Consider the following 25,443-nt stretch of genomic DNA (forward strand, 5'->3'; position numbering starts at 1 on the left):
CGCTAACCGGAGCTAGCGGGAACTATCGTCTTCGCTGTCTGCGTCTTCCTTGGAGTGTTCCTCCGCGTCCGAATCAGAATTAGATCCGGAGACACGTTCAGTCCAGTACGCCTCCATCGCTCGGGCATCGTTGGCGATCTCCGCCTCTGCCTCGGCCCGGGCCTCAGCGTCAGCGACGGCCTGCTCGAACTCTTCCCGCTCGATCTGTGCGCCGGCCTTCTCTTCCAGCTTGTGGACGATGTAGTCCTCCGAGGCATTGTCGGTGTACCAGGTGTGGAAGGACTCGTCCTCCACGTCCACGGCTTCAGCAGCACCCTGGCCCTCCGGCACCTGGGTGGCGCCGAAGATGAAGTGGCCATCGTGTTCGTCCAGGCCCCGGCGCACGCCCCGGTCGATCGCCTCCACGGCGAAACGACGCCGCAGCATCACCGGGTCATTGTGCAGGTCCTTCGCCCACGCGACCATCACGCCGATGAGGATTACCGCGAACGGCAGAGCACAGGACACCATGATGGACTGCAGGCCGGAGAGGGCATCGTCGCCACCGGCGAGAAGCAGGAACAGGGCGACCGAACCCAGGGCGGTCCCCCAGACGATCGTTACCGGCAGGGATGGGACCGGCCGACCGCTCTGGGACATCGAACCCATCACGTTCGTCGCGGAGTCCGCGGCCGTGTTGAAGAAGATGATGATCGCTACCAGTCCGATGATGCTCACGAAGCCGGAGAACGGCAGCTTGTCGATGAGATCGAACATGACGTTCTCGCCCGAGCCCTTGATCTCTATCGGGTCGCCGTTGAGGCTGTGCCAGATGGTACTGCCGCCGAAGACGACGAACCAGACGATAGACAGGCCCGATGGGACAAGCAGCACCACGGTGACGAACTGGCGCAGGGTACGGCCCTTGGAGATCTTCGCGATGAACATGCCCACGAACGGTGACCAGGAGATCCACCAGGCCCAGAAGAGCATGGTGTAGGCCGTGACGTATTCCTGCTCCACCGGCCCCTCAGAGGGGTTGGTGGACATCATGTCGATGAAGTTGTGGAACAGCTGCAGCACGGTGACCGGCAGCAGGTCGAAGATGAACAGCGTCGGTCCGGTGATCAGCACAAATAGGCCCAGAGCGATGACCAGACCCATGTTCGTATTCGACAGGATGCGGATGCCGCGCTTGACCCCCGAGGTCGCCGAGATGATGAAGACCACGGTGAGGATGGAGATGATCGCCACCACCACGCCGTCGCCCTCCAGGGGCTTGCCGGTGATGATCGAGGTGCCCGTGCGGATCTGCAGAGCGCCGATACCCAGGGAGGTCGCGGTGCCAAAGAGGGTGACCAGCACGGCGAAGATGTCGATGATCCTGCCCGTGACCCGGTTATTCGGGTCGGTGATTAGCGGCTCGAAGAGCGAGGAGATCAGCGGCAGGCGCCCACGGCGAAAGGCGGCATAGGCTAGCGACCCGCCGACCAGCGCGTAGACCACCCACGGCAGGGAAGCCTGGTGGAGGATCGCGGCGGTCAGCGCTGGGAACACGGCGTCCTGCGCCCCCGCTTCCACGCCAGCAAACGGTGGCGGGTTGAGGAAGTGCGTCAGTGGCTCCATCGGGCCGTAGAAGATCAGGCCGATGCCCAGGCCCGCGGCAAAGAGCATGGAAATCCAGGCGAAGGTGGAGAACTCGGGCTCGGAATCATCCGCTCCGAGCCGAATCTTGCCCGTTGGGCCTAGACCCACGACCAGCAGGAACACCAGGGCGGCGATCATGATCGTGGTGAACATCCAGCCGAAGTGCACGACCACCCACTCGCGCATCGCCCCGCCGGTCTCGGCGAGGTTTTCGGGTGCGATGATCGCCCATGCCAGCACGCCGACCGCGGCGAGGAGCGCCACGGCGAAGACCGGCTTGTTGGTTTTGAACTCCGCGTCGGTGTTTTCGACGTCGATGCCCGGAATCAGGGCCGGGTGGATGGAGCGCTCACCGCTGGAGGCCTTCGCCAGGGCGGTGCGGGCGCGCCTGGTCATCGCGGCCTGGGTTTCGCGGCGGTGGGCACGTTCCTGGTGGGCACGCTCGGCAGCTCGCTGCGCGCCGACTGCAGCTGCTTCCTTACGCCGCTCTGCGGCTGCCTGTTCGGGCGGCAGCCCTTGGGGTTTGTCTGACATGGTGGGGCCCTTCCTCACACTTGCTCGCTGAAATGTGTAGTGATTTCGGTATAAATGCGTTCAGTGTAGTGAAGGCGGGGGCTGGCGTCCCCGAAACGCCGGTTATGAACCGGTTCTGGATTGTCGACCGGTTATGGGGCTGCGCCGGATGCTTGAACCATGCCGCAGCCGGGTGCGTGGCGCGGGCGAAGTGGCTAGCTATGAGCCCCGGCCAGTCGCGGCGCGCTGCTGTCCACACTTGGCGGGAGGGTGGATTCCTCCTGGACGCCATTGCTGGTCGCCCGGGTCGTGACGGAGCCGGTCGCGCCCTGCGCGGTGCGGTAGGTGACCTGGACGGCGCCGTCCCCGAGGCGCTGAATTCCGGTGACGGCGGTGATCAGCCGCGGTTGTGGGGAGTTCACCGGGTTGCCGTTGTGATAGAGCAGCACGGCCTCCTTCGGCCCGTTGTGCTCGCCGGCGATGTGGATCCAGGACAGCGTCTTGCAGGGGTTATAGCGGTTCGCCTTCAGCGTGTAGTGGAAGCTGCCGCCGCCAGCCATCGGGATGGTGGTGTTGTTCAGCGGTGGGGCGCTGCGGTTGCGGCAGTTGTAGTCCGGCGCGCTCGGGGCCGGCGTTCCGGGGGTGTGTGCCGCTGCGTTGCTGCGGTCGGGTTGTGGCGCGCTGTTGTGGGGCGACGCCGCCGGCTCCGGCGTGCCCCCGGCTGCCTGGTCGGTATCGCTGGCCGTGGTGGGGTTGGGGGCGGCGTCGCTGCTTGACGTGGTGGGTTCGGCGCCGCTGCTCGTCGTCGTGGGCTGAGCACTCGAGGAGTTTGCGGAGGTTTGCCCGGTGGGTTCTTCTTCCCCCGAGCCGCAGGCGGTCGCGGTGGCGAGTAGGGGGAGGGCACCCGCCAGGAAAAGCAGTTGGCGGGACCGGGATCGGGCGGGTGCTGGGTGGGCCACGATCGTCTCCTTCCTCTGGGCCTGCTGTGCAGCGGCGTTGACCACACGGCGTTAATCTCACGGGGTTGATCACGCAGTTCTGATCTCACAATGCTGATCGCACGGTGCTGAACGCGCGGGGTGGGCTGTTGTGAATGCCAGTGTAACGGCCGGGGGTGTGGCGCGGGTATGTCAGGGCGCTCGGATGCATGGTGTTGTCTGCCGGGTGCGCTAACTTTAGGGGCATGACGAAGCCACAGAATCACCACTCTGATGACCCCGGCGCCGAGGGCGGGGACGCCTCGGGCCCGCAGCCACCGCAGTACCGTCGCCCAGGTGACACCCCAACTGCCGATGGATCGAGCCAACAGGGCGCCAATCCCTGGGCCCAGCCGGGCGTCGGCCCGTCGGCCCAGCAAGGCGCCGGCCAGTGGGGATCGCAAGGCTCCGGCCAGTGGGGACAGGCTGGCGCGGGCTATGACGCCGGCGCATCCCAGCAGTGGGCGCAGCAGAACCCTTATGGTGGCCAGGGGCAGAGCGGCCAGTGGCAGGGGCAGGGCTACGGCGCCCAGGGCTATAACAACCAGGGAAACGGTGGGCCGAACTACGGCAACCAGGGATACCCGGAGCAGGGCTACGCGGGCCCGAGCGGCCAGTGGCAGGGCCAGGGTTATGACAACCAGGGCTATCAGGAGCAGCCGGAGGAGAAGTCCAACGGGCGCAACATCCTGATCATTGTGCTGCTGGTTCTGGCTCTGCTGGCAGCCGTGGCCTTCGCGGCATTCTGGTTCACCGGCAAGCCAGGCGAAGGGAAGAGCTCGGACCAAACCACCGTGAGCTCGACCGAGGCTACGGATGCCCGCGGTTCCGAGGAGGAGGACGCAGATGCCGATCGCGACGACAAGGACACCAACCGCGAGGACGATGACGAGGATGCCGACGATGAGGCCGACTCCCGTCCGAAGAACCCACGCCTTCCGGGGTATGCGACCCCGGTGAACAGCTCGGCGCGGGGCTCGAACCCGGGCGGCGACCTGAACAGCGTCTGGAAGTCCGGCCCGACCAGCGATAGCTTCGCCCTTGCTGTGCGCGATGCCTACGTGGACGCCTACCTGGACGGCGACGAGGACGAGTTCAACCACGTGGTCGAGGCATACAGCGATGTCACGGGCACCAGCTACACCATGAGCTGCCGCGATAACGGCGAGTACGTGCACTGCACCGGCGGAAACGACGCCAATGTCTACATCGCTTAACCGGCGCGCGGCGATCGCGGGAACCGTCCTGGCCACCGGCCTGGGGTTGGCGTCCTGCACCATTCCCACCGACCACCGGGAAGAGGAGGAATCGACCGTGGCGCAGACCGGCTCCCGCGAGGCCGTGGGGCCCAAGCCCACGCGTGGGGCAGAACCGGACCGGGATGCGGGGCGGCGCGGGCCACGACCGACGGGGGAAGAGACCGCAGAGGGAGCACCCATCGGCCAGGCGACACTCGATGCGATCGTCCGGGAGGTCTCGACACGCTTTGGTGCTCAGGTTGGCGTGAGCCTCGGCAGCGGTGCCGGGGCCGTGCAGGCCGGCGCGCTGCGGGGCGAGTCCGAGCCAGCGTGGTCGACGATCAAGGTGCCGCTAGCTATCGCCGCGCTGCGCTCCGGGGGACGGGATAACTCCGCCGCCGCCCGGGCCATCCAGTCCTCGGATAACGCCGCGGCGGAGCAGCTGTGGGCCTCGCTCGGCGGTGGGGCTGCTGCGGCCGAAAAGGTCGCGGCGGTGATCCGCGAGTACAGCGGCCAGGAGGTTTCGGTGCAGCCGACCGTCACCCGCCCGGGCTTCAGCGCCTATGGGCAGACCCGGTGGACGCTGGCGCAGCAGGCTGCCTTCGCTGCCGGCCTGGCGGAGGCAGCGGGCCAGGACCCGGCCGCCGGTGAGGTCTACCGGCTGATGGGGCAGATCATGCCGGGGCACGCCTATGGCATCGGTCAGCTGTCGGGGGCCGCCTTCAAGGGCGGTTGGGGGCCGGACGAAACCGGGGGCTATTTGGTCCGCCAGTTCGGCGTGGTGCCGGCAGGTGCGTTTGCCGGCGGCGGGGCTGGGGACGGCAGCGCCGCCGCAGCGGACGCTGTGGTGCCGATCGCGATCGCCGTGCGCGCTGCAGACGGGTCTTACGAGACCGGCCAGCAGGTGCTCAACGCGATCGCACAGAAGCTCAGCGCTGGGGTGTAACCGCGGGGCTTAATCGCCGAAGTTGAGCCGCCGGGCCCGCGCCTCCTGGGAGTTGCCGGGCCCCAGCCCCCCGGGAGGACCGGACCCAAGCGACGCCCAGCCCCCGGAACGGGTGGGTTCAAGCGACGCCAGCCACGAATGCCCGGGCAGGCCTAGTCGGCCATCGCCTCCCACAGCTGGGCGTTGAACTCCGGCCAGCGGTCCTTGGACCAGTCGCCGAAAGGCTCGTCGGTGAGCACCACCGCGGCCAGCCCCTGGTCCGGGGCGAACCACAGGAAGGTGCCGGACTGCCCGAAGTGCCCAGCCACCGTGGCGGGCATGTTCTCGCCCATCCAGTGGGGGTGCTTCTCCCCGTGAATCTCAAAACCCAGGCCCCACGGGCACGGGGTCTGGCGCCCGTAGCCAGGCACCACGCCCACCAGGTCGGGGAACTGTACAGTCAGTGCCTCGGCCACGGTCTGCCCTGCGAGCAGCTTCGGGCGCAGGAACTCCTCGGTCAGGGTGGTCACCGCGGACGCCGAGGCGCTGAAGCCGTGGCCAGCGGAGCCCTCGACGGTGATCTCGATGCCCAACGGCTCGCAAATGCCAAGCCTCACGTACTCCGCGAAGGACATCTCGGTGGCCTGCTCGATGAAGCTGGCCAGCACCTCGTAGCCCGCCGAGGAGTAGATGCGCCGGGTGTGCGCCGGGCGCATCTGCCGGTGCTTCCGGAATTCGATGCCGGAGGCGTGGGAGAGCAGCTCGCGAACAGTCGGGGGCTCCTCGAAGGAGGGCACCAGCTCGGCCGGAACCTTGTCATCCAGCTCGAAGGCGCCCTCCTCGACGGCCATTAGGGTGGCGTAGGCGGTGATGAGCTTCGAGACGCTGGCCAGCTGGAAGACGTGCTCCATGTCGCCGTGGGTAACGACGTCAGCCTCGCCTCCCGTGCCGTCGGCGTCGTCCCCACCCCCGAGCGTGATGGCCGCGGCCGCCACGTTGTTCACCGGCCAGTCCGCGACCTGGTTGAGCACATCCGTGATTGCGGAATCAGTCATGCTTACTCGCAAATGTCCTTTCTCGGTGCTGTCCCATCGCCGTCTAGTTGTCCGCCTGCCGGGCCTCGATGAGCTCGGCGAATTCCTTCACCGTCATGCTGGCTTGCAGGTCCATCTCGTCGATGCGCACCCCGAACTTATCCTCGGCCTGGGTGATGATGTCGATCCGCGAGAGCGAATCGATCGCGAGGTCCTCCTCGATCCGGGCGTTCGGGGTGATCTCCTCCAGGGGCAGGCCAGAGGCAGCCTCGATGATGCGGGCCAGCCCGGCAGCCACCCCGGCCTCCTCGGCGGGAGCCTCCGCGGCCTTAGCCTTCGCAGTGGACCCCGAAGCCTTCGCGGCGGGTTCCTCACCAGCCGCGCCGACCGAGCCGCCGAGGGCCGCGGCGAGCTTGGCCTTCGCGTCCTCGGAGAGGCCGGATTGCGGGGCGGCAGAAGAATTCTCGGGCATTGCTTACCTTCCTGAACGTCCTAAACTTCCTGAACCTTAAGCCTTCGTCGGGTTGCCGACGTTCAGGTCCTCGGCGGCCTTGATGGCGATCTTCCGATCAATCTTCCCCTCACGAGCCAAGCTGAGCAAAGTAGCAACCACGATGGACTCGGCGTCGATGTTGAAGTACCGGCGGGCGGCGGCGCGGGTATCGGAGAAACCAAAGCCATCGGCACCCAGGTTGATGAAATCACCCGGCACCCAGCGGCGCACCTGCTCGTGCAGCGCGGTAGCGAAGTCGCTGACCGCGATGAACGGGCCGTCGTAGCCCTCCAGCACCTGCTGGATATACGGAGTGCGCGGCTCCTCGCCCGGGTTGCGCAGCTCCTCCAGCCCGGCCTCCTGGCCGTCGCGAGCCAGCTCGTTCCAGCTGGTCACGGAGAAGATATTGGTGTTGACCCCGTACTCGGCGAGCATCTGCTTTGCGCGGATGGCCTGGCCCATGCCCACACCGGAGGCGAGGATATTCGCGGTGTGCTCCAGTTCCTCGGCCTCGCCCGCGTCCCCGGTGATGCCCTCGTCGATGCCGACCAGCTTCTCCGCCGGGCTCCACAGGTAGATGCCCTTGAGCAGCCCCTCGACGTCCAGGTTCTCTGGCTGGGCAGGCTGGTGCATCGGCTCGTTGTAGACGGTGAGGTAGTAGATGACGTCCTCACCCTGGCCGTTGCCGTCCGGGCCGGAGCCTTCGCCGTACATGCGCTGCACGCCGTCGCGCAGGATGTGGGCGATCTCGTAGGCGAACGCCGGGTCGTAGGTCACGACGGCCGGGTTGGTGGTCGCCAGAACAGGGGAGTGGCCGTCCATGTGCTGCAGCCCCTCGCCGGTCAGGGTGGTGCGCCCGGCGGTTGCGCCGATTAGGAAACCGCGGCTCATCTGGTCGGCAGCCGCCCAGATGGAGTCCCCGGTGCGCTGGAAGCCGAACATCGAGTAGAAGATGTACAGCGGGATCATGGCCTTGCCGTGGGTGGCGTAGCTGCTGCCGGCGGCGATGAAGCTGCCCACGGAACCGGCCTCGGTGATGCCTTCGTGGAGGATCTGGCCGTCCTTGGCCTCCCGGTAGCTCAGCATCAGGTCGTGGTCCACCGGGGTGTAGTTCTGCCCGTGGGTGTTGTAGATCTTCAGCGTCGGGAACCACGAATCCAGCCCGAAGGTGCGTGCCTCGTCCGGGATGATCGGCACCAGGCGCTCGGCCATGGTCTCGTCGCGCATGAAGTCACGCACGATGCGCACCAGCGCCATGGTGGTGGCGACCTTCTGCTTGCCGGAGCCCTTCAGTGCGCTGCGCATGGTCTCCACCTCGGGCACGGCGAGCGGCTCGAAGCGCTGGCGGCGCTCCGGCAGGAAGCCGCCGAGCTCCTTGCGGCGGTTCAGCATGTACTCGATCTCCGGGGCGTCCGCGCCGGGGTGGTAGTACGGCGGCAGCTCGGGGTCCTTCTCCAGCGTTTCGTCGCTGATGGGGATGTCCTGCTTGGTGCGGAACTGCTTCAGGTCCTCGAGGCTGAGGCTCTTCATCTGGTGGGTGGCGTTGCGGCCCTCGAAGTTGTGGCCCAGGCCGTAGCCCTTAATCGTGTGCGCGAGGATGACGGTCGGCTGGTCCTTCGTCTCCATCGCGCGGGCGTAGGCGGCGTAGATCTTGCGGTAATCATGGCCGCCGCGGGGCAGCGCCCAGATCTCCTCGTCGCTCATGTCCTCGACGAGCTTCTTGGTGCGGGGGTCGCGGTTGAAGAAGTGCTCACGGACGTAGGCGCCGTCGTTGGCCTTGAAGGTCTGGTAGTCACCGTCCGTGGTGTTGTTCATGACGTCCACGAGCGCGCCGTCCTGGTCCTTTTCGAGCAGTTCGTCCCACTCACGGCCCCAGATGACCTTGATGACGTTCCAGCCGGCACCGCGGAAGAAGCTCTCCAGCTCCTGGATGATCTTCGTATTGCCGCGGACTGGCCCGTCGAGGCGCTGGAGGTTGCAGTTCACGACGAAGGTGAGGTTGTCCAGGTTGTGCAGCGCGGCCATCTGGATCGCGCCGCGGGATTCCGGCTCGTCCATTTCGCCGTCGCCGAGGAAGGCCCAGACGTGCTGTTCGGAGGTGTCCTTCAGGCCGCGGTCGTGCAGGTAGCGGTTGAAGCGTGCCTGGTAGATCGCGTTGAGCGGGCCCAGTCCCATGGAGACGGTGGGGAATTCCCAGAACTCGGGCATGCCGTGCGGGTGCGGGTAGGAGGGCAGCCCGACCTCTGGCTTGGAGGCTTCCTGGCGGAAGGCGTCCAGCTGCTCTTCGCTGAGGCGGCCCTCGAGGTAGGCGCGGGCGTACATGCCGGGGGAGGCGTGGCCCTGGAAGAAGATGTGGTCGCCGCCGCCGGGGTGGTCCTTGCCGCGGAAGAAGTGGTTCAGCCCGACCTCGTAGAGGGGTGCGGCGGAGGCGTAGGTGGAGATGTGTCCGCCCACCCCGATGCCGGAGCGCTGGGCGCGGTGCACCATGATCGCCGCGTTCCAGCGGGTCCAGCGGCGGTAGCGCTTCTCCATCTCCTCATCACCGGGGAATTCCGGCTCCATGGTGGTGGGGATGGTGTTGACGTAGTCGGTGGAGGTCAGCGGCGGCAAGGGCACACGCTTGGCGGTGGCGCGCTCGAGGAGGCGGAGCATGAGGTAGCGGCCGCGGTCCGGGCCGGCGTTGTCGAGCAGCCCGTCCAGGGAGTCCATCCACTCCTGGGTTTCCTCCGGGTCGCTGTCGACGAGGTAGGACGCCACCCCGTCGCGGATGTTGCCGAAGTGGGTGTCCTTCCCGGCGCTGGGTGTGCGACGGTCCTCGGAGTCTGGGTGCGGCTTGTTGGCCATGGCGTGCCTCCTCGCTTAAGGGGTTGTTCTTCCTCCCCAGCCTACGTATTCGGGGTCGGTGGTGGGAGGGTGTGATGCGTGGACTAACCGGTGGCTGGCGCGGTGTGCGGCACGGCGCGGGGGGGTACGCGGTGACGCTTTATTGCTGAGGCGGGGCCGGCGACTGGGAAGAAACCTGAAAAATGTGTCTCAGCTTAAGGTCTGCTGTGTTAGCTTGGGTCACATTAGATGATCAGCAAGGAGCTGGTCTTGAGCTACACCAGAAAGGTTTTTCACAACAGTGGGTAACACTCCCAGCGCCCCAGTCCGCGACGAGAAAGGCTCGGAGGGACTGAATTGCGCAGAGCTGCTGGAGGTTTCCAGCGGCACGATCATTCAGGAGCTCGGCTGGGATGAGGACTGCGATTCCTCGATCAGTGAGGCCCTCGAGGACGCAATCGGCGAGGAATTGCTGGGCCCGGATACCGACGAGCTCGTTGACGTGGTGCTGTTGTGGTGGCGCGAGGAGGACGGCGACCTGGTCGACGGGCTGATGGACGCCAACCGTTCCTTGAGTGAGGACGGTCGCGTCTGGGTGCTGACCCCGGCACCAGGCCTGGAGAACTCTATTCAGCCGGGCGAGGTCGCGGAGTCCGCGCAGCTGGGTGGCATGGTCCAGACCGGTTCGGAGCGTCTGGGCGACTGGCAGGCTGCGTGCCTGGTCGCGCGCGGCGCGAAGCGTTAACCCTGGACGTATTTGCCCCGCCGGGACGGCTGGGCTAATCTCTCTAGCTGTTGCGCGCTCTTAGCTCAGCTGGAAGAGCAACTGGTTTACACCCAGTAGGTCGGCGGTTCGAACCCGTCAGAGCGCACCGAGTCAAACCCTTGCGAGCAGTAGGTTCGCGAGGGTTTCTTTTTATTTCACGCACATGTGACGCTGTTGCGTGGGGTGAAAGCCTGGAAAGCCACAGTGTCGTCGGGAGATCCTCGGGGGAATCTGTGTATTGGCCGCAGTGGCGCGGCGTCCGCGGGTTCTTGAGCGCCGGGGAGGGCGGGCTAGAGTTGTTTCTCGTAAAGCGAGTCCTTTGCTAGCCGGGTCTTTGCCGGCAGCAGGCAGGCCCAATGGGAGGAATGAACGATGGCGGTCGATCCACAGCGCGGCCAGGAGCCGAAGCGCGGCTTTCGGGCTTTTTTGACGCCGGGCTGGATCCTCTCGGCTGTCTTCGTGCTGTTGTTCACCTACTTCGCCTTCAACACCTTGGCGCCCTGGCAGCTGGGGAAGAACACCAAGCGCACGGAGTTCAACGACCGGCTCAAGGCCGCGATGGAGCAGGCCCCCGTGCCCGTCTCGGAGGTGCTGCCGACCGAGCCTGCGAAGCCGGTGGAGGAGGCCCAGGAGTGGCGCCACGTCAGCCTGCAGGGAAAGCTGCTGCCGCAGCAGGAGGTGCTGCTGCGCAACCGTCCTGTGGAGTCCGCGCCCGCCTACCAGGTCATCACGCCATTCAAGACCACGGATGGCGCCACGGTGCTGGTCAACCGCGGGTGGGTGCCTGCGGAGAGCGGGGATAATCGCCCGGAGCTGATCGCGAAGGCCCCAGGCACGGAGATGGAGCTGACCGGCTACGTCCGCTTGGGGGAGGGCAAGAACGACCGCGGGGTGATCCACGCGGAGGGTGCTAAGCAGACCACCAGCGTGAACGCCGAGCAGATCGGCGCGGCGATGGGCCTGACGCTGGCGCACGATTACGTGCAGCTCGACGAGCAGTCCACCGAGGCCATCACTGATCGCGCCGGGGACGCAGGGGTCGCACCGCACCCGATTCCGCTGCCCAAGATCGAGTCTGGGCCGTATCTTTCCTATGGCATTCAGTGGATCGCCTTCGGCATCATCGCCCCGATCCTGCTGGGGTGGTTCATCTGGTCGGAGATCAAGGAGCGCCGCCGCGAGCAGCTGGAAAACGAGCAGCTGGCCACGGCGGGCGCTGCTGCGGACGCATCCCCGAGCGAGGGGGAGAAGGCGGCAGTCGGTGCTGAGGGTGCTGGCACCGAGCAGGCTATGGACGCTGGTGCGGCAGCGGGGGACGTCTTCACCGAACCGTCGCGGGAGACACAGCGCCAGGAGGCACAACGCCAAGAGGACGCGATGGCCGCCCGTTACGGCAAGGCGGCCAAACGCCGCGGCTTCGGCTGGAGCCAGCCGGGAGACGGCGAGCGTTTCTAACTACACAGCGCCGCGGCTTCGGCTGGAATCAGCCGGGAGACGGCGAGCGTTTCTAGCCCACCGCGACTGCCGCGGCGTCCTGAAGCCCCGCTAGTTCTCCTGCTCGTCGAGGATCGACTCGATGAACTCGATGATGCCCGGCACGGCGGCCTCGATTTCCTCGGCGGCGCTCGCGAAATCCGCTTCAGTGCCGTAGTAGGGGTCCGCGACCTCGGGGTGTGGGCGATCCACGGTCACGCTCGCGGGGTCGAAGGCTCGGTAGAGGTGGATCTTCTGCGGGTCTACGCCCTGGCGCTTCAGTCCCGTGACGTGCCCCTTATCCATCGCGAGGAAGATATCCGCGGCCTCGTGTTCCGGGCCGAAGGTCGCGGCGACGTGCTCGGAGCCGTCGTAGCCCTGATCGGCCAGCTGTTTGACTGCCCGCGGGTCCGCGCCATCCCCGACGTGCCAATCGCCCAGGCCGCAGGAGCTGACGGTGATGTTGTGCAGGCGGGGATCGTCGCTCTTCGCGAGCGCGTCCGCCAGCATGATTTCTCCCATCGGGGAGCGGCAGATGTTGCCGGTGCACACGACGGTGATGAGGGATAGGGGCTTGGCCGCGTCAGGGTCAGGCATAGCTTCCTTTGGTGCTTCTCGGTTCGTGGGCTGCGTGCTCTGGGCGGCGGATTCTCGCCGCCCGTATCACGAGCTTTAGTGCTGCTCAACGATGCTTTTGAGTTCTTCCGTGGTGTTGGCAACCAGGGGGACCTGGGCCAACTCTTGCTGACTACCATAACCCCAGTTGACCAGCACGCAATCTATCCCCTGGCTCGTAGCACCCTGCGCGTCGTGTTTGCGGTCGCCGATCATGAGGAACTGGGAGGGCTCCGTTTCGTGGTCGGCGTTGATGAGTCCCATCACATAGGCGACGACGTCCTGCTTGTGCTGTCGCGGTCCGCCGTCATCTTCGGCGGTTCCGAGGTAGTCGAAGTACTCCAGCAGCCCGAAGTGCTTCAGTGCGCGTAGGGCACCGGAGTAGGACTTGGACGTCGCGGTGGCCAGGATGTGGCCCTCCTCCCGCCAGGTGGACAGCAGTTCCGGGATGCCGGGGAAAAGGGCGGAATCCAGCCAGCCGCCGTTGGACTGGTGCTCGCTGTAATCGGCCATGACTGTGTCGACCTGTTCAGCAGGCACGCCTGCAGCGGCGATGGAGTCCCGCATCGGGGGACCGGGCAGCCCGCGGAGGAAATCCTCGTCCGGGATGGCGTACCCGTGGGTGCTCAGCGCGTGGATGAAGGAGGCGCGGATGCCGGGGTAGGAGTCGATGAGGGTGCCGTCGACGTCGATAAGCAGGATCTTTCTCATGCCCTCCACTGTGCCATTGCAGTGTGGTCACTGTGCCATCGCAGCGTGACCGCTGTGCCAGCTCGGTGGAAGCACTGTGCCAGCTCGGTGTTCCTGGTGCGGGGCGAGCGGTGGGAGGACGTCCCGGCGCGGTAGGGCGGTGGGTGGATCGGGTGGGGGAGTAGACCGGATACAGCGGGGGTTCGGACGGGATACAGTGGAAAACAATTCCGGGCCGCCCGGCCCGGGTCACTCAAGCCACCAAGGAGCGTGATCCCGCGTGACGACCACCGCGAGTAACCCCCAGACCACCTCGGATGCTGCGCAGCTGACGGTGGGCCAGGTTGTCGCCTGCCTGGAGGAGGCCTACCCGCCGAAGCTGGCGGAGTCCTGGGACGCGGTCGGCCTGATCTGCGGGGACCGCGCCGAGCCCGTGGCCAAGGTGGCCTTCGCGCTGGACTGCACCGATGAGGTCGTGGATGCCGCGATCGACTCGGGCGCGGACATGCTGGTGGTCCACCACCCGCTGCTGCTGCGCGGGGTCACCGGGGTTCCGGCGGATCACCCGAAGGGCCGGATCGTGCACAAGCTGATCCGCAACCGGGTCGCGCTCTTCGCCGCGCACACGAACGCTGACTCGGCGCGCCCTGGTGTCAACGATGTGTTGGCGGAGCTGCTCGGGGTTCGCGCGGGTCGCCCGTTGCGTCCGATCCCGAACCCGATCGACAAGTGGGGTTTCACGGTTCCGGTGGATTCCGCGGAGGCGGTGAAGCAGGCAATTTTCGACGCCGGCGCGGGCGTGGACGGGGACTATTCGGAGGCCTCCTTCGAATTCCGCGTCACCGGGCAGTTCCGCCCAGGTGACGCGGCCAGTCCGCACATCGGGTCCCGCGGCGAGCTGGAGCGGGTGGCCGAGCTGCGCGTTGAGTTCGTCGCCCCAGCCCACCTGCGGGAGAAGGTGCGGGCAGCCCTGCTGCGCGCCCATCCCTACGAGGAGGTTGCCTATGACGTGGTGGAGAGCCACGCCGGGGACCTGGGGGAGCAGGGCCTCGGCATCGGCCGGGTCGGCGAGCTCGACGAGCCGATGACGCTGCGCCAGTTCACCCAGCGGGTGGCTGACCGGCTGCCATCGACGGTGTGGGGCGTGCGCGCGGCCGGCGACCCGGAGAAGATGATCCACACGGTCGCGGTGGCAAGTGGCGCGGGCGATAGCTTCCTGGGCACCATCGCGCGCATGGACGTGGACTGCTTCGTCACCTCCGATCTGCGCCACCACCCGGTGGACGAGCACCTGCGCGCCGGGGGTTGCCCGGTGATCGATACCGCGCACTGGGCCAGCGAGTACCCGTGGTGCGCGGCGGCGGCCGCGTTGGTGGGCCAGAAGCTGGGCGTGGACACCGAGGTGCTGGAGCAGCGCACGGACCCGTGGACGCTGCACGAGGCCAGCACGGGCGGCTTCGAGCAGCGCCGCTAGCGACTGGCGCGCCCCGCGTGTCAGCGGTGCGGCGGCGAGCAGCGAGCAAGCGTTATCGGTGGAGTAGGGAAGGCAAGGCAGCGGAAGATATGGGAGGCAACATGCGTTTGAGCGTGGAATGCGATGGCGGTTCGCGCGGCAATCCGGGGCCGGCGGGTACCGGCTCGTCGGTGAAGGACGCCGCGGGGGCGGAGGTCGGCTGTGTGTGGCAGTTCATCAAGCACGCCACCAATAACGTCGCCGAATACCAGGGGCTGATCAACGGCCTGAACTTGGCGGTGGAGATCGCCGAGCAACAGGGCGTGAAGCCGGGGAGCTTAAGCGTGGATGTGCGCATGGACTCCAAGCTCGTTGTGGAGCAGATGTCCGGCCGGTGGAAGATCAAGCACCCGGACATGAAGCCATTGGCCCAGGAGGTCAAGCGCATCGAGGGCCAACTCGCGCAGGTGAGCTACACCTGGGTGCCGCGTGCCCAGAATGCACGCGCCGATGAGCTGGCCAACCGTGCGATGGATGAGCGCGAGGGCGGCCAGTGGATCGACGAGGAGCTGGTTGCGGCCGGGTCTGCTGCCGCCGCATCGCCGGCCGGCGATGCGGAGGGCGCGGACATGCTCTTCGACCTCGACCAGCCCTCGAGAGAGGCCGCCGACACCACGCGGAATAACTCAGCGCAGAGCGCCGAGCAGCCCGTCGAACGCGAGGGCGAGGACTCCCAGCCGGCCGGAGTCTCGCCCACGGCCTGGATGGGCAAGACCGAACCCACAACCCTGCTCCTGCTGCGCCATGGCCAGACCGAGCTCAACCGCGACGGCAAATACTCCGGCCGCGGTAACCCGGAGCTCACCGACCTGGGCAAGAAGCAGATCGCGCACGCCGCCCGCCATATCAGCGAGCGCGGCGACGTCGACGTCATCCTGAGCTCGCCGTTGGGCCGCTGTCAGGAGACCGCACGGGCCGCCGCTGAGGCGTTGGGCATGGGCAAGAACGCGATCACGACGGACGAGGCCATCATCGAGATGGACTTCGGCGCCTGGGAGGGCCGCCGCTTCGTCGAGATCCAGGAGGACCACCCGGAGGAGCACCGGGAGTGCTTCAACTACGCCACGGCCGCACCCCACGGCGGGGAGTCCCCGGAGCAGGTCTACCGGAGGGTGTCCGAGTTCGTGGATCGCGTGATCGCCGAGTACCCGGGCAAGACGGTGCTGGTGGTCACCCACATGATGCCGATCAAGTCGGTGCTGCGTCGGGCGCTAGGCACCGGCGGGGAGATCTACCGCAGCCTGCACCTGGACGTGGCCAGCCTCTCGGTCGCGGATTTCCTGCCGAACGGGGCGGGCGTGGTCCGCTTGGTCAACGAATCTCATTACCTCGGCTAGCGGCCTGGGGGTTAGACTTAGTCCTTGTCGAGGCGGCCGGGTGGCTGCGGCGCGGTGGAACCACCGGCCGGTGTTATGCCGGCGGGTCAGGCCCCGTGTCGAGGAAAGTCCGGACTCCACAGAGCACAGTGGTTGCTAACGGCAACCCAGGGTGACCTGCGGGCAAGTGCAACAGAAAGTAGACCGCCCGCCCACCGTTTTTCGCGGTGTGCGGCGGGTGAGGGTGAAAGGGTGCGGTAAGAGCGCACCAGCGTGGCAGGCGACTGTCGCGGCTAGGTAAACCCCACTGGGAGCAAGGTCAAGGAGCCGCACGGCCCCGCCCGTCGCAGGGCGGGGCGTGCGGCGTTGTCTGAGGGCTGCTCGCCCGATGAAGGACAGGTGGACTGCTTGAGGCGCCCAGCAATGGTGCGTCCAGATGGATGGTCACCTCGTGCCACCCCTCGTGGGTGGCATCAGACAGAATCCGGCTTAGAGGCCGCCTCGACACTCACACTTTGCATCTACACTGGTGGGAAGTATCAACCCGAAAGGATGGGTGAAACCCATGGCAGAAGAAAAGTGGTACTTCGACACCAAGACCGGTGAGGTCACCAAGGGCAAGTCCAGCGGCTGGGATACCCGCATGGGCCCCTATGACTCCGAAGAGGCTGCCCGCCAGGCTCTCAGCACCGCGCAGCAGCGCATCGAGGCCGCCGATGCTTATGACGAGCAGGACGACTGGGATAACGAGGACTAAGCCCCGGCTTTCCGCATAGTTCATGAGCAGCACCGAACACAGCACCAGCGAGCACGGCAGCACCAAGCACGGCACCGCAGAAAAACCGGACCTGAGCGGACTCACCTCCGCCGAGGTCGAGGAACGCACCCGGGCGGGAAGAACAAACAAGGCCACCCGAACCACGGGGCGTACGACCTGGGAGATTATCCGCGCGAACGTCTTCACCCGCATCAACGCGATGCTGGGTGTGCTGTGCGTGATCGTGCTGGCCACCGGCTCCTGGATCAACGCCGCCTTCGGCCTGCTGATCATCGCGAACTCCGCGGTCGGCATCATCCAGGAGCTCCGCGCGAAGCGGACCCTGGAGAATCTCAAGATCCTCTCCGAGTCCCGGCCCCGCGTCATCCGCGACGGCGAGGAACGGGAGGTCGCCCAGAGCGAGATCGTCGAGGGTGATTTGATCCGCGTCGGTTCCGGCGACGAGATCGTGGTCGACGGTCCGCTGCTGTCCGGTTCGCTGTCCATGGACGAATCCCAGCTCACCGGGGAGGCTGACCCAGTGCGGCACAACCCCGGCGACGAGCTACTTTCCGGTTCCTTCGTCAAACACGGTAGCGGTGTCTTCCGTGCGGAGAAGGTGGGTGGGGAGTCCTACGCCGCCCGCCTGGCTGCCGAGGCCAGCGACTTCTCGCTGACCGACTCGGTGCTGATGAGCGGCATCAACTCCATCCTGCGGGTGATCACCTGGCTGCTGATCCCCACCGGTCTGCTGACGATCTTCACGCAGCTGACCCGCACGGACGCCCCGATCCGGGAGTCGATCCTCTCTATGGCCGCGGCACTGGTGCCGATGGTGCCCGAGGGCCTGGTGCTGATGACCTCCATCGCCTTCGCGGTGGGCATCGTGCGCTTGGGCAAGTACAAGGCCCTGGTCAACGAGCTGGTCGCCATCGAGGGTCTGGCTCGCGTGGACACGATGTGCACGGACAAGACGGGCACGCTGACCAGCAACGAGATGGAGTTGGAGGCGGTTGTCGACGAACACGGCGACGACGCCAGCGCGGAGACCTTGCGCGACCTGCGCCGTCTCTTCGCCTCCCAGTCGGATCTGAATAACACGGCCGAGGCGATCGTCCAGGGGCTCGACGAGTGGAGTGCGGGGGAGGGTGAGCAGGAAGACGTCGCCGCCGGTTCTTCCCAGCCCCAGTCCTCTCAACCCCACGCCTTCGAGGGCAGCGAGATTCCGTTCTCCTCGGCCTATAAATTCTCCGGCTTTCGCGTGGCGGATGGCCCGACCTTCGTGCTGGGAGCTCCCGACGTCCTCCTGGATCAGGGCACCCCGGCCGCCGACGTCGCGGCGAAGGAGGAGGCCGATGGGCGCCGCGTCCTGGCCTTTGGCCGCGCGCTGGACGAGGTCGAGGACCCGGACGAAGACGGCGCGAACGCCACCACCCCTGAGCTCGGCGACCCGGTGCTGATCGTCCTGCGGCAGAAGCTGCGCCCCGATGTGGCCGAGACGCTGGCGTACTTCGAGCACGAGGGCGTGGACGTCAAGATCATTTCCGGCGATAACCCCGGCTCCGTCGCCGCGGTCGCGAAGGAGGCCACCGGCGAGCAGCTGAGCTCCATCGACGCCCGTGAGATCGCGCCGGAGGACATGGAGCAGGCCGTTCTGGAATCTGAGGTCTTCGGCCGGGTCAAGCCCGAGCAGAAGCAGGCGATGGTCGAGGCCCTCCATGCTCGCGGCCGCACCGTCGCGATGACCGGCGACGGCGTCAACGACGTGCTGGCGCTGAAGAAGGCCGACATCGGCGTGGCGATGGGCTCCGGCTCCGCTGCGACCCGCAGCGTGGCGCAGTTGGTGCTGCTCAACGACCGCTTCTCCTCGATGCCGCACGTCATCGCCGAGGGGCGCCGGGTGATCGGCAATATCGAGCGGGTGGCGAACCTCTTCCTCACGAAGACCGTCTACTCCGTGGTGCTGGCGATGGTCGTGGCGGTGGCGGGCGTGACCTTCCCCTTCCAGCCGATCCACGTGACGATCACGGGCTGGTTCACCATCGGCATCCCCGCGTTCATCCTTTCCCTGGCGCCGAATACGGAACGCCCGAAGGATGGTTTCGTCCGCCGCGTGCTGTCGCTGGCGATCCCGGGCGGGGCGATCGTGGGCCTGGGCTCGGTGATCATGTGGCTGGTGATCTACCCAGGTGATGGGGCGAGCGTGACCGAGCAGCGGCAGGCGGGCACGGCGGTGCTGCTGGCGCTGATCATCATGGGGCTGTGGGTGCTGAACATCGTGGCCCGCCCGCTGAAAACGTGGAAGTGGGCGCTGTGGTTCGGCTGCATCGGCGGCTACCTGGTGCTCTTCCTGATAGCCCCGATCCGCGAGCTCGTGCTGCTAGATATCGGTAACACTCGCCTGATGATCACAGGCGCGGTGGTGGGGCTGTGTGGCGCCGTGGTGATCGAGTTCTCCCAGTTCCTGGCCCGCCGTTTCCTCCTCCACCAGGATTAAGGACGTCGCGAGCCCCGCTTCATATCGGCGCTGACTGATCCGGCTGGGCAGTGTGGGATCTCTGCCCCGGTCAAGGGCTGGGCAACGCAAAAACGCCGCCCGCCGGGGCCGTGGCTGGCCCAGGTGGCGACGTCCTAACAGAAAGAGTGAGTAGCTAGAAGCAATGCTCCTCGGCGGGGAAGGTGCCCTCGGCGACCTCGCGCTTATAGGAGGCGGCGGCATCCGTCAGGGACGCGCCGACCTGGGCCCACTGCTTGGCGAACTTCGGGCGGTGACCATGTTCTGGCAGGGCGACCATGTCGTGCCAGACCAGCACCTGGGCGTCGGTGTCCGGACCAGCGCCGATGCCGATGGTGGGGATGGGGAACTGCTCGGTGGCCTGCTTCGCGACGTCCGCGGGCACCATCTCCAGAACGACCATCTCGGCGCCCGCCTCGGTGACGGCGGCCATGTCGTCCAGCAGCTGGGCGGCGGAATCCCCGCGACCCTGGACCTTGAAGCCGGAGAGCTGGTTGACGGACTGCGGGGTGAAACCGATGTGCGCGCAGACCGGGATACCGGCCTCGGTCAGGGCCTTGATGCGGGGCGCCATGCGGCGGCCACCCTCGATCTTGATCATTGCGGCACCGGAGCGGCGCATCATCTCGGCGGCGCTCTTCACGCACTGCTCATCGGAGGCCTCGTAGGTGCCGAAGGGCAGGTCGGCGATGACCAGCGCATTGCCGGCGCCGCGGACCACGCCGGCGGCGAGGAAGATCATCTCCTCCAGGCTGACCTGCTGGGTCTGGTCATAGCCGAAGACCACATTGGCCGCGGAGTCGCCGACCAGGAGGCATTCCACTCCGGCCTCGGCGAAGGCGGCGGCGGTGGAATAGTCATATGCGGTGAGCATCGCCCATTTCTCGCCGCTGGCCTTGCGCGCCGTGAGGTCGGAGATGCGAACTTGCTTGGTGGGAACCATGTACCCACGCGGGGAATCCTGTCGAGCCATGAATGTGATTGTGCCAGAAGCACCCTGGGCGTGTCCGGGCTAGTGCCTAAGATGGGGGACATGAGCAGCCAACAGGAATTCGTCCTCCGCACCCTTGAAGAACGCGATATCCGCTTCGTCCGCCTCTGGTTCACTGACATTCAGGGCTACCTGAAGTCCGTGGCCGTGGCTCCCGCCGAGCTGGAGGGGGCGTTCACGGAGGGGATTGGTTTCGATGGTTCCGCGATCGAGGGCTTCTCGCGGGCCTTCGAGGCGGACACGATCGCCCAGCCGGATCCCTCAACTTTCCAGATCCTGCCCTTCGGTGCGGAACAGGACGGCTACCTCTCCGCCCGCATGTTCTGCGACATCACGATGCCGGATGGGCAGCCATCCTGGGCGGACCCGCGGCAGGTGCTGCGCCGCCAGCTGGCGAAGGCCGCGGAGGATGGCTTTAGCTGCAATGTTCACCCGGAGATCGAGTTCTTTCTGGTGAAGTCCATCGACACCGACGGCCAGCCGCCGGTGCCCGCCGATAATGGTGGCTACTTCGATCAGGCGGTGACGGATAATGCGCCGAACTTTAGGGCCGAGGCGATTAACTCCCTGGAGCGGATGGGCATCCCGGTGGAGTTCTCCCACCACGAGAACGGGCCTGGCCAGCAGGAGATCGACCTGCGCTTCGCGGATGCGCTCACGATGGCGGACCACGTGATGACCTTCCGTTACCTGATCAAGCAGGTCGCGCGGCGCAATGGGGTGCGGGCGACCTTCATGCCCAAGCCCTTTAGCCAGTACCCGGGCAGCGCGATGCACACCCACATCTCCCTGTTCGAGGGGGAGGATAACGCCTTCCACGACCCGGACGACGAGTTCCGGCTGTCTGCCACCGCGAAGAGCTTCATCGCAGGCATCCTGGAGCACGCCCCGGAGTTCACCGCGGTGACGAACCAGTGGGTGAACTCCTATAAGCGCATCTCCTATGGCGAGGAAGCACCGCGTGCGGCGAGCTGGGGCGCGTCCAACCGCTCGGCCATGGTGCGCATCCCGATGTACACCCAGCACAAGGCGGCCACGCGCCGGGTGGAGATCCGCTCCCCGGACTCCGCGATGAACCCCTACCTGGGCTACGCGGTGATGCTGGCCGCGGGCCTGAAGGGCATCCGCGAGGGCTACGAGCTGCCTGCCCCGGCGGAGGAGGATGTGTCCCTGATGACGCGCCGGGAGCGCATCGCCGCCGGCTTTAGGGATTTGCCGACGGATCTGGATTATGCGCTGCGGAAGATGGAGCGTTCGGAGATGGTGGCCGAAGCGCTCGGCGAGCATGTCTTCGAGTTCTTCCTGCGTAATAAGTGGCAGGAATGGCATGCCTACCAGTCTCAGATCTCCCCGTGGGAGTTGCGCCACCACCTGGAGTTCTAGGCCCAGCGGGTAGCCGGGCTCTGCCCTGGCTACCCGGCGCGGCATCCGGTTCCACGGTGAGCCTGACGAGTACGCACACGGTCCGCCGCCATCGACGTTTTTGTGAAGAAGTGAGTGTTCTATGACTAGGTCGCAGGGGCTTCCCCGCACCTCCCGTTCCGACGTCCCGTCCCCGCGGGTGCTGGGTCTGCGCCGCGAGCGCGCGGTGGAGGACCTGGAGATGCTGGGTTGGACCGGACGGGAGCACACCTCCCTGTTGTGGACGCTCGCGGCCGCCGGCAGCCCGGATCTGGCGCTGAATAACTTCGTGCGCCTGGTCGACGCTCTGCGGGCGGCGGAGGAAGCCGACGACCTGCCAGTGCCCGACGCGGCGCACCCGGAGTCCGTGGCCGCTGCTGCAGCGGCCCAGACCGGGGCAGATGCGGGCCAGGGTGGGACAGATACAGGGCAGGGCGCGGCACGTTCCGGCCAGCAGGACGCCGCGCAGGCCGACGCCTCCCAGATCGACCCAGCGGTGGGGGTGCCGGTGGGCCAGGTCGCCCAGTTCACGGATGTGAAGGCGGAGACCCTGCTTGCAGCGGTGGAGGAGAATCCCAACTTCCGGCGCCGCCTCTTCGCCCTGCTCGGGGCCAGTACCGCGTTGGGCGATCACGTGGTGGCCAACCCCGGCACCTGGGTGGATCTGGCCGCCCCGATGCCCAGCCGCCAGGAAATGATGGACGAGATGCTCGCCGCGGTGGGCGCCACGCCGGTCGACGGGGCCGGCGAGTTGACCTTCAAGGCGGCGATCACCGGCAGCGAAGCGGACTCGGCATTGATGGTGGCCTACCGCAACCTGCTGGCCAGGGTGGCTGCCATCGACCTGGCATCCACGATGGTGGAGCGCGGCCACACTCCGCCGAAGGCCCTGGACTTCGAGGCGCTTTCCCTAGCCCTCACAGATGTGGCAGACGCAGGGCTCACCGCAGCCCTCGCGGTGGCCTGCAGCACGGTCTACGGCAAGCCGGGGGCGGAGAACGAAAAGCAGCCCGCCCGGCTGGCGGTGCTGGCGATGGGCAAGTGCGGCGCCCAGGAGCTGAACTACATCTCGGACGTGGACGTCATCTTCGTCGCCGAACCCGCGGACGCCCGTGCGATGCGCTGGGCGGGTGAGTTCATCAACATCGGCAGCCGCGTGTTCTTCGAGGTCGACGCGGCCCTGCGCCCGGAGGGCAAGCGGGGCGCGCTGGTACGCACCCTGGATTCCCACGTGAACTACTACCAGCGCTGGGCCAAGACCTGGGAGTTCCAGGCCCTGCTCAAGGCCCGCCCGATGAGCGGGGACCTGGAGCTCGGCAGGGACTACTGCGAGGCCATCGCCCCGATGGTGTGGTCGGCGGCCGAGCGCGAGGACTTCGTCCCAGATGTGCAGGCCATGCGCCGCCGCGTCATCGAGAACGTGCCCGCCGACATCCGCAGCCGCGAGCTGAAGCTGGGGGAGGGCGGCCTCCGCGACGTGGAGTTCGCCGTCCAGCTCCTGCAGCTCGTCCACGGCCGCACCGACGAGAACCTGCGCGTCTCAGCCACGGTCGCGGCCCTGCGCCAGCTCGTGGACGGCGGCTACGTGGGCCGCGAGGACGGCCAGGTGCTGATCCGCTGTTATGAGTTCATGCGCCTGCTGGAGCACCGCCTGCAGCTGCACCGGCTGAAGCGGACCCATACCCTGCCGGAGGAGGATGACATTCAGGAGCGCCGCTGGCTGGCCAAAACCTCCGGCCGCGTGCGCTCCACGGACGCTTCGGGGAATCAGCGTTCCCTGGTGGAGCAGCTGGAGCTGGATGTTCGCCAGTCCGCGCTGCAGATCCAAAACCTGCACCGGAAGCTGTTCTACCGCCCGCTGCTCTCCTCCGTGGTGGGGATGGACGCCGACGCCGTCCGCCTGTCCCCGGAGGCAGCGAAGCGACAGCTGGCTGCGTTGGGTTACGAGAGCCCGCAGCGTGCCTTCGAGCACCTGCGCGCACTGGCCGATGGCACGACCCGCAAGCACAAGCTGCAGGCAATCATCCTGCCCAGCCTGCTGGAGTGGCTCTCCGCCACGGTCGACCCGGATGCTGGGCTGCTGGCGTACCGGAAGCTCTCCGAGGCAGCGATGGACCGCTCCTGGTTCCTGCGCCTGCTGCGTGACGAGAACATCGTGGGCAAGCGCCTGATGTTCCTGCTGGGCACCTCACCCTTCCTGGCGGACCTGCTGCTGAATTCCATTGATTCGGTCAAGCTGCTTTCCGATGGCGCGAAGGGGCCGAAGCTGCTGGACCAGGAGCCCGCGGTGGTGACCCACTCGCTGGTGGCTGCGGCGAACCGGCAGCGGGACCCGGATAAGGCGATCGGCGTGGCACGCGCGCTGCGGCGGGCGGAGCTCTCCCGCATCGCGGCCGCCGACCTGCTCGGCCTGATGAGCGTGGAGGAGGTCTGCGTGTCCCTGTCCTGGGTCTGGGATGCGGTGCTGGAAGCGGCCCTGCAGACCGAGATCCGGGCCTGGGAGGACGAGCACCAGACCAACGCCCCGGCCACGATCTCGGTGATCGGGATGGGCCGCTTGGGGGGCGCGGAGCTGGGGTACGGCTCGGACGCGGACGTCATGTTCGTCGCCGAACCGGTCGAGCAGGACGGCGACGGCACGAGCGGAGCCGAGGCCGCCGAGGGCAAGAAGGACGCGGGCGTCGGGAAGGACGGCGTCGACGTCGAAAAGACGGGCGTGGGCGACAGCGGCGCGCAGAAGCAGGGAAGCAGCGCCGACGCCGCGGGCAGCGAGGCCAGCGCGGTGGACCCACTGAAGTGGGCGATCACGATCTGCGAATCCGTGCGCCGCCGCCTGGGCAAGCCTTCCCAGGACCCGCCGCTGGAGGTGGACAGCAACCTGCGTCCGGAGGGCCGCAACGGGGCGCTGGTGCGCACCCTGGCCAGCTACGAGCGCTACTACTCCGAGTGGGGCGAGACCTGGGAGCTGCAGGCGCTGCTGCGCGCCACCTGGATCGCCGGTGACAAGAACCTCGGTATGCGCTTCCTGCGGATGATCGATCAATTCCGCTACCCGGCGGGTGGGGCGACGGCCAAGCAGGTCAGCGAGGTCCGCCGCATGAAGGCGCGCGTGGACTCCGAGCGTCTGCCCAAGGGCGCGGATAAGAACCTGCACACCAAGCTCGGCCGCGGCGGGCTTACGGACGTGGAGTGGACCGCCCAGCTACTCACGATGCAGCACTGCGATAAGGAACACCTGCGCAACACCTCCACCCTGGGCGTGCTGAAGGAGATGGCAGCCGAAGAGCTGATCAGCGAGGCCGACGCCCTGACGATGCGGGAAGCGTGGATCACCGCCACGAAGGCCCGCAACGCGCTCGCCCTGGTCCGCGGTAAGCGTAAGGACCAGCTGCCGGGCTCCGGCAAGCCGCTGGCCCAGGTCGCAGCGGCAGCTGGCTGGCCCATCGAGGAGTCCCAGGAGTTCCTGGACGACTACCTGAAGAAGACGCGCCGGGCGCGCACGGTCGTGGACCGGGTGTTCTGGGGCGAGGACATCGTCGAGGACGCTGAGGGCAGCGAGTTCGACCACATGGACCAGCTGGACTGGGGTGCGGACCACCACCCGGAGGACTCCCGCGCCTTCGGCATTGGCGACCACGTCGAGCTGGACAAGGTTCTCAACAGTGACATGCTGGACCGCGATTGGGCGGCCGACCGCCGCGACGAGGTAGTGCGGGCCTTCCGCGGGCGCCGGCCGCGGCTGTAGCGGGAGGGGCGCCGCCCGCCGGGCCCCGGCCA

Annotated in this window: 18 protein-coding genes, 1 tRNA gene and 1 other RNA gene; 12 read left to right on the top strand and 8 right to left on the bottom strand. The window is 67.0% G+C overall.

The window, feature by feature from the left end; all coding sequences use genetic code 11:
• Positions 1–12 precede the first annotated feature (12 nt).
• Both HMPREF3097_RS06700 and HMPREF3097_RS06705 read right to left on the bottom strand, forming a co-directional pair.
• The gene (locus tag HMPREF3097_RS06700) at positions 13–2,160 is read right to left on the bottom strand and encodes a BCCT family transporter (RefSeq protein WP_070761626.1); all 2,148 of its coding nucleotides are present in this window, start codon (positions 2,158–2,160) and stop codon (positions 13–15) included.
• 194 nt (positions 2,161–2,354) lie between these two features.
• Positions 2,355–3,098, bottom strand: a complete 744-nt coding sequence (locus tag HMPREF3097_RS06705) for an LppP/LprE family lipoprotein (RefSeq protein WP_070761646.1) — start codon at positions 3,096–3,098, stop codon at positions 2,355–2,357.
• 224 nt (positions 3,099–3,322) lie between these two features.
• Between HMPREF3097_RS06705 and HMPREF3097_RS06710 the strand changes: the two genes are divergently transcribed.
• Together HMPREF3097_RS06710 and HMPREF3097_RS06715 are read left to right on the top strand one after the other, a co-directional pair.
• Positions 3,323–4,333 carry a hypothetical protein gene (locus HMPREF3097_RS06710; RefSeq protein ID WP_246821315.1) on the top strand — a complete coding sequence of 337 codons (1,011 nt, stop codon included), beginning with the start codon at positions 3,323–3,325 and terminating at the stop codon, positions 4,331–4,333.
• Positions 4,317–5,300, top strand: a complete 984-nt coding sequence (locus tag HMPREF3097_RS06715; RefSeq protein WP_070761628.1) for a serine hydrolase — start codon at positions 4,317–4,319, stop codon at positions 5,298–5,300. Before HMPREF3097_RS06710 ends, HMPREF3097_RS06715 begins: the two co-directional genes overlap by 17 nt.
• A 152-nt stretch (positions 5,301–5,452) precedes the next feature.
• Here the strand turns inward: HMPREF3097_RS06715 and HMPREF3097_RS06720 are convergent, their stop codons facing one another.
• The 3 genes from HMPREF3097_RS06720 to aceE are packed head-to-tail and all read right to left on the bottom strand — an operon-like array spanning position 5,453 to position 9,650.
• A complete protein-coding gene (locus HMPREF3097_RS06720; protein WP_070761629.1) occupies positions 5,453–6,334 on the bottom strand; it encodes a serine hydrolase domain-containing protein in 882 nt (293 codons plus the stop codon).
• 43 nt (positions 6,335–6,377) lie between these two features.
• On the bottom strand, positions 6,378–6,785 hold the full coding sequence (locus tag HMPREF3097_RS06725) for an acyl carrier protein (protein WP_070761630.1): 408 nt from the start codon (positions 6,783–6,785) through the stop codon (positions 6,378–6,380).
• A 36-nt stretch (positions 6,786–6,821) separates the two neighbouring features.
• Positions 6,822–9,650, bottom strand: a complete 2,829-nt coding sequence (aceE, locus tag HMPREF3097_RS06730; protein ID WP_070761631.1) for a pyruvate dehydrogenase (acetyl-transferring), homodimeric type — start codon at positions 9,648–9,650, stop codon at positions 6,822–6,824.
• A 280-nt stretch (positions 9,651–9,930) separates the two neighbouring features.
• Here aceE and HMPREF3097_RS06735 point away from each other — a divergent pair, with 280 nt between their 5' ends.
• The 3 genes from HMPREF3097_RS06735 (at position 9,931) to HMPREF3097_RS06745 (ending at position 11,850) form a co-directional block, all read left to right on the top strand.
• Entirely contained in the window at positions 9,931–10,374 is a 444-nt protein-coding gene (locus HMPREF3097_RS06735; RefSeq protein WP_070761632.1) for a DUF3052 domain-containing protein, read from the top strand.
• A 54-nt stretch (positions 10,375–10,428) separates the two neighbouring features.
• Positions 10,429–10,501 (top strand) — tRNA-Val (locus HMPREF3097_RS06740).
• 266 nt (positions 10,502–10,767) lie between these two features.
• Positions 10,768–11,850, top strand: a complete 1,083-nt coding sequence (locus HMPREF3097_RS06745; RefSeq protein WP_070761633.1) for an SURF1 family cytochrome oxidase biogenesis protein — start codon at positions 10,768–10,770, stop codon at positions 11,848–11,850.
• Positions 11,851–11,940: 90 nt separating this feature from the next.
• On the opposite strand, the gene HMPREF3097_RS06750 is transcribed toward HMPREF3097_RS06745, so the two are convergent.
• Positions 11,941–12,465, bottom strand: a complete 525-nt coding sequence (locus tag HMPREF3097_RS06750; protein WP_070761634.1) for a low molecular weight protein-tyrosine-phosphatase — start codon at positions 12,463–12,465, stop codon at positions 11,941–11,943.
• 75 nt (positions 12,466–12,540) lie between these two features.
• On the bottom strand, positions 12,541–13,194 hold the full coding sequence (locus HMPREF3097_RS06755) for an HAD hydrolase-like protein (RefSeq protein WP_070761635.1): 654 nt from the start codon (positions 13,192–13,194) through the stop codon (positions 12,541–12,543).
• Positions 13,195–13,453: 259 nt separating this feature from the next.
• Here HMPREF3097_RS06755 and HMPREF3097_RS06760 point away from each other — a divergent pair, with 259 nt between their 5' ends.
• The 5 genes from HMPREF3097_RS06760 to HMPREF3097_RS06780 all read left to right on the top strand — a co-directional run bounded on the left by HMPREF3097_RS06760 (position 13,454) and on the right by HMPREF3097_RS06780 (position 19,256).
• The gene (locus tag HMPREF3097_RS06760; protein WP_070761636.1) at positions 13,454–14,647 is read left to right on the top strand and encodes a Nif3-like dinuclear metal center hexameric protein; all 1,194 of its coding nucleotides are present in this window, start codon (positions 13,454–13,456) and stop codon (positions 14,645–14,647) included.
• A gap of 101 nt (positions 14,648–14,748) precedes the next feature.
• On the top strand, positions 14,749–16,023 hold the full coding sequence (locus HMPREF3097_RS06765; protein ID WP_070761647.1) for a bifunctional RNase H/acid phosphatase: 1,275 nt from the start codon (positions 14,749–14,751) through the stop codon (positions 16,021–16,023).
• A gap of 28 nt (positions 16,024–16,051) precedes the next feature.
• Positions 16,052–16,510, top strand: an RNA gene (rnpB, locus tag HMPREF3097_RS06770) — RNase P RNA component class A.
• A gap of 57 nt (positions 16,511–16,567) precedes the next feature.
• Positions 16,568–16,759: an SPOR domain-containing protein gene (locus HMPREF3097_RS06775; protein WP_070761637.1), complete on the top strand. Its 192-nt coding sequence runs from the start codon at positions 16,568–16,570 to the stop codon at positions 16,757–16,759.
• A gap of 22 nt (positions 16,760–16,781) precedes the next feature.
• Positions 16,782–19,256: an HAD-IC family P-type ATPase gene (locus HMPREF3097_RS06780; RefSeq protein WP_070761638.1), complete on the top strand. Its 2,475-nt coding sequence runs from the start codon at positions 16,782–16,784 to the stop codon at positions 19,254–19,256.
• A 154-nt stretch (positions 19,257–19,410) separates the two neighbouring features.
• Here the strand turns inward: HMPREF3097_RS06780 and panB are convergent, their stop codons facing one another.
• Positions 19,411–20,247 (bottom strand): 3-methyl-2-oxobutanoate hydroxymethyltransferase, encoded by an 837-nt coding sequence (gene panB / locus HMPREF3097_RS06785; protein ID WP_012360542.1) that lies wholly within the window; start codon positions 20,245–20,247, stop codon positions 19,411–19,413.
• A 60-nt stretch (positions 20,248–20,307) separates the two neighbouring features.
• On the opposite strand from panB, the gene HMPREF3097_RS06790 reads away from it, so the two are divergent.
• Together HMPREF3097_RS06790 and HMPREF3097_RS06795 are read left to right on the top strand one after the other, a co-directional pair.
• Entirely contained in the window at positions 20,308–21,648 is a 1,341-nt protein-coding gene (locus HMPREF3097_RS06790) for a glutamine synthetase family protein (RefSeq protein ID WP_070761639.1), read from the top strand.
• 121 nt (positions 21,649–21,769) lie between these two features.
• The gene (locus HMPREF3097_RS06795; protein ID WP_070761640.1) at positions 21,770–25,411 is read left to right on the top strand and encodes a bifunctional [glutamine synthetase] adenylyltransferase/[glutamine synthetase]-adenylyl-L-tyrosine phosphorylase; all 3,642 of its coding nucleotides are present in this window, start codon (positions 21,770–21,772) and stop codon (positions 25,409–25,411) included.
• The last annotated feature ends 32 nt before the right edge of the window (positions 25,412–25,443 follow it).

This window comes from Corynebacterium sp. HMSC27B11, assembly GCF_001815985.1.
Taxonomy (GTDB): Bacteria; Actinomycetota; Actinomycetes; order Mycobacteriales; family Mycobacteriaceae; genus Corynebacterium.

Bases quoted from the DNA above. Each gene is read 5' to 3' on its own strand.
- HMPREF3097_RS06755 (WP_070761635.1), bottom strand. From the start codon at position 13,194: ATGAGAAAGATCCTGCTTATCGACGTCGACGGCACCCTCATCGACTCC.
- HMPREF3097_RS06750 (WP_070761634.1), bottom strand. From the start codon at position 12,465: ATGCCTGACCCTGACGCGGCCAAGCCCCTATCCCTCATCACCGTCGTG.
- HMPREF3097_RS06725 (WP_070761630.1), bottom strand. From the start codon at position 6,785: ATGCCCGAGAATTCTTCTGCCGCCCCGCAATCCGGCCTCTCCGAGGAC.
- HMPREF3097_RS06780 (WP_070761638.1), top strand. From the start codon at position 16,782: ATGAGCAGCACCGAACACAGCACCAGCGAGCACGGCAGCACCAAGCAC.
- HMPREF3097_RS06710 (WP_246821315.1), top strand. From the start codon at position 3,323: ATGACGAAGCCACAGAATCACCACTCTGATGACCCCGGCGCCGAGGGC.
- HMPREF3097_RS06700 (WP_070761626.1), bottom strand. From the start codon at position 2,160: ATGTCAGACAAACCCCAAGGGCTGCCGCCCGAACAGGCAGCCGCAGAG.
- HMPREF3097_RS06720 (WP_070761629.1), bottom strand. From the start codon at position 6,334: ATGACTGATTCCGCAATCACGGATGTGCTCAACCAGGTCGCGGACTGG.
- HMPREF3097_RS06795 (WP_070761640.1), top strand. From the start codon at position 21,770: ATGACTAGGTCGCAGGGGCTTCCCCGCACCTCCCGTTCCGACGTCCCG.
- HMPREF3097_RS06775 (WP_070761637.1), top strand. From the start codon at position 16,568: ATGGCAGAAGAAAAGTGGTACTTCGACACCAAGACCGGTGAGGTCACC.
- panB (WP_012360542.1), bottom strand. From the start codon at position 20,247: ATGGCTCGACAGGATTCCCCGCGTGGGTACATGGTTCCCACCAAGCAA.
- HMPREF3097_RS06715 (WP_070761628.1), top strand. From the start codon at position 4,317: ATGTCTACATCGCTTAACCGGCGCGCGGCGATCGCGGGAACCGTCCTG.
- HMPREF3097_RS06790 (WP_070761639.1), top strand. From the start codon at position 20,308: ATGAGCAGCCAACAGGAATTCGTCCTCCGCACCCTTGAAGAACGCGAT.
- HMPREF3097_RS06745 (WP_070761633.1), top strand. From the start codon at position 10,768: ATGGCGGTCGATCCACAGCGCGGCCAGGAGCCGAAGCGCGGCTTTCGG.
- aceE (WP_070761631.1), bottom strand. From the start codon at position 9,650: ATGGCCAACAAGCCGCACCCAGACTCCGAGGACCGTCGCACACCCAGC.
- HMPREF3097_RS06765 (WP_070761647.1), top strand. From the start codon at position 14,749: ATGCGTTTGAGCGTGGAATGCGATGGCGGTTCGCGCGGCAATCCGGGG.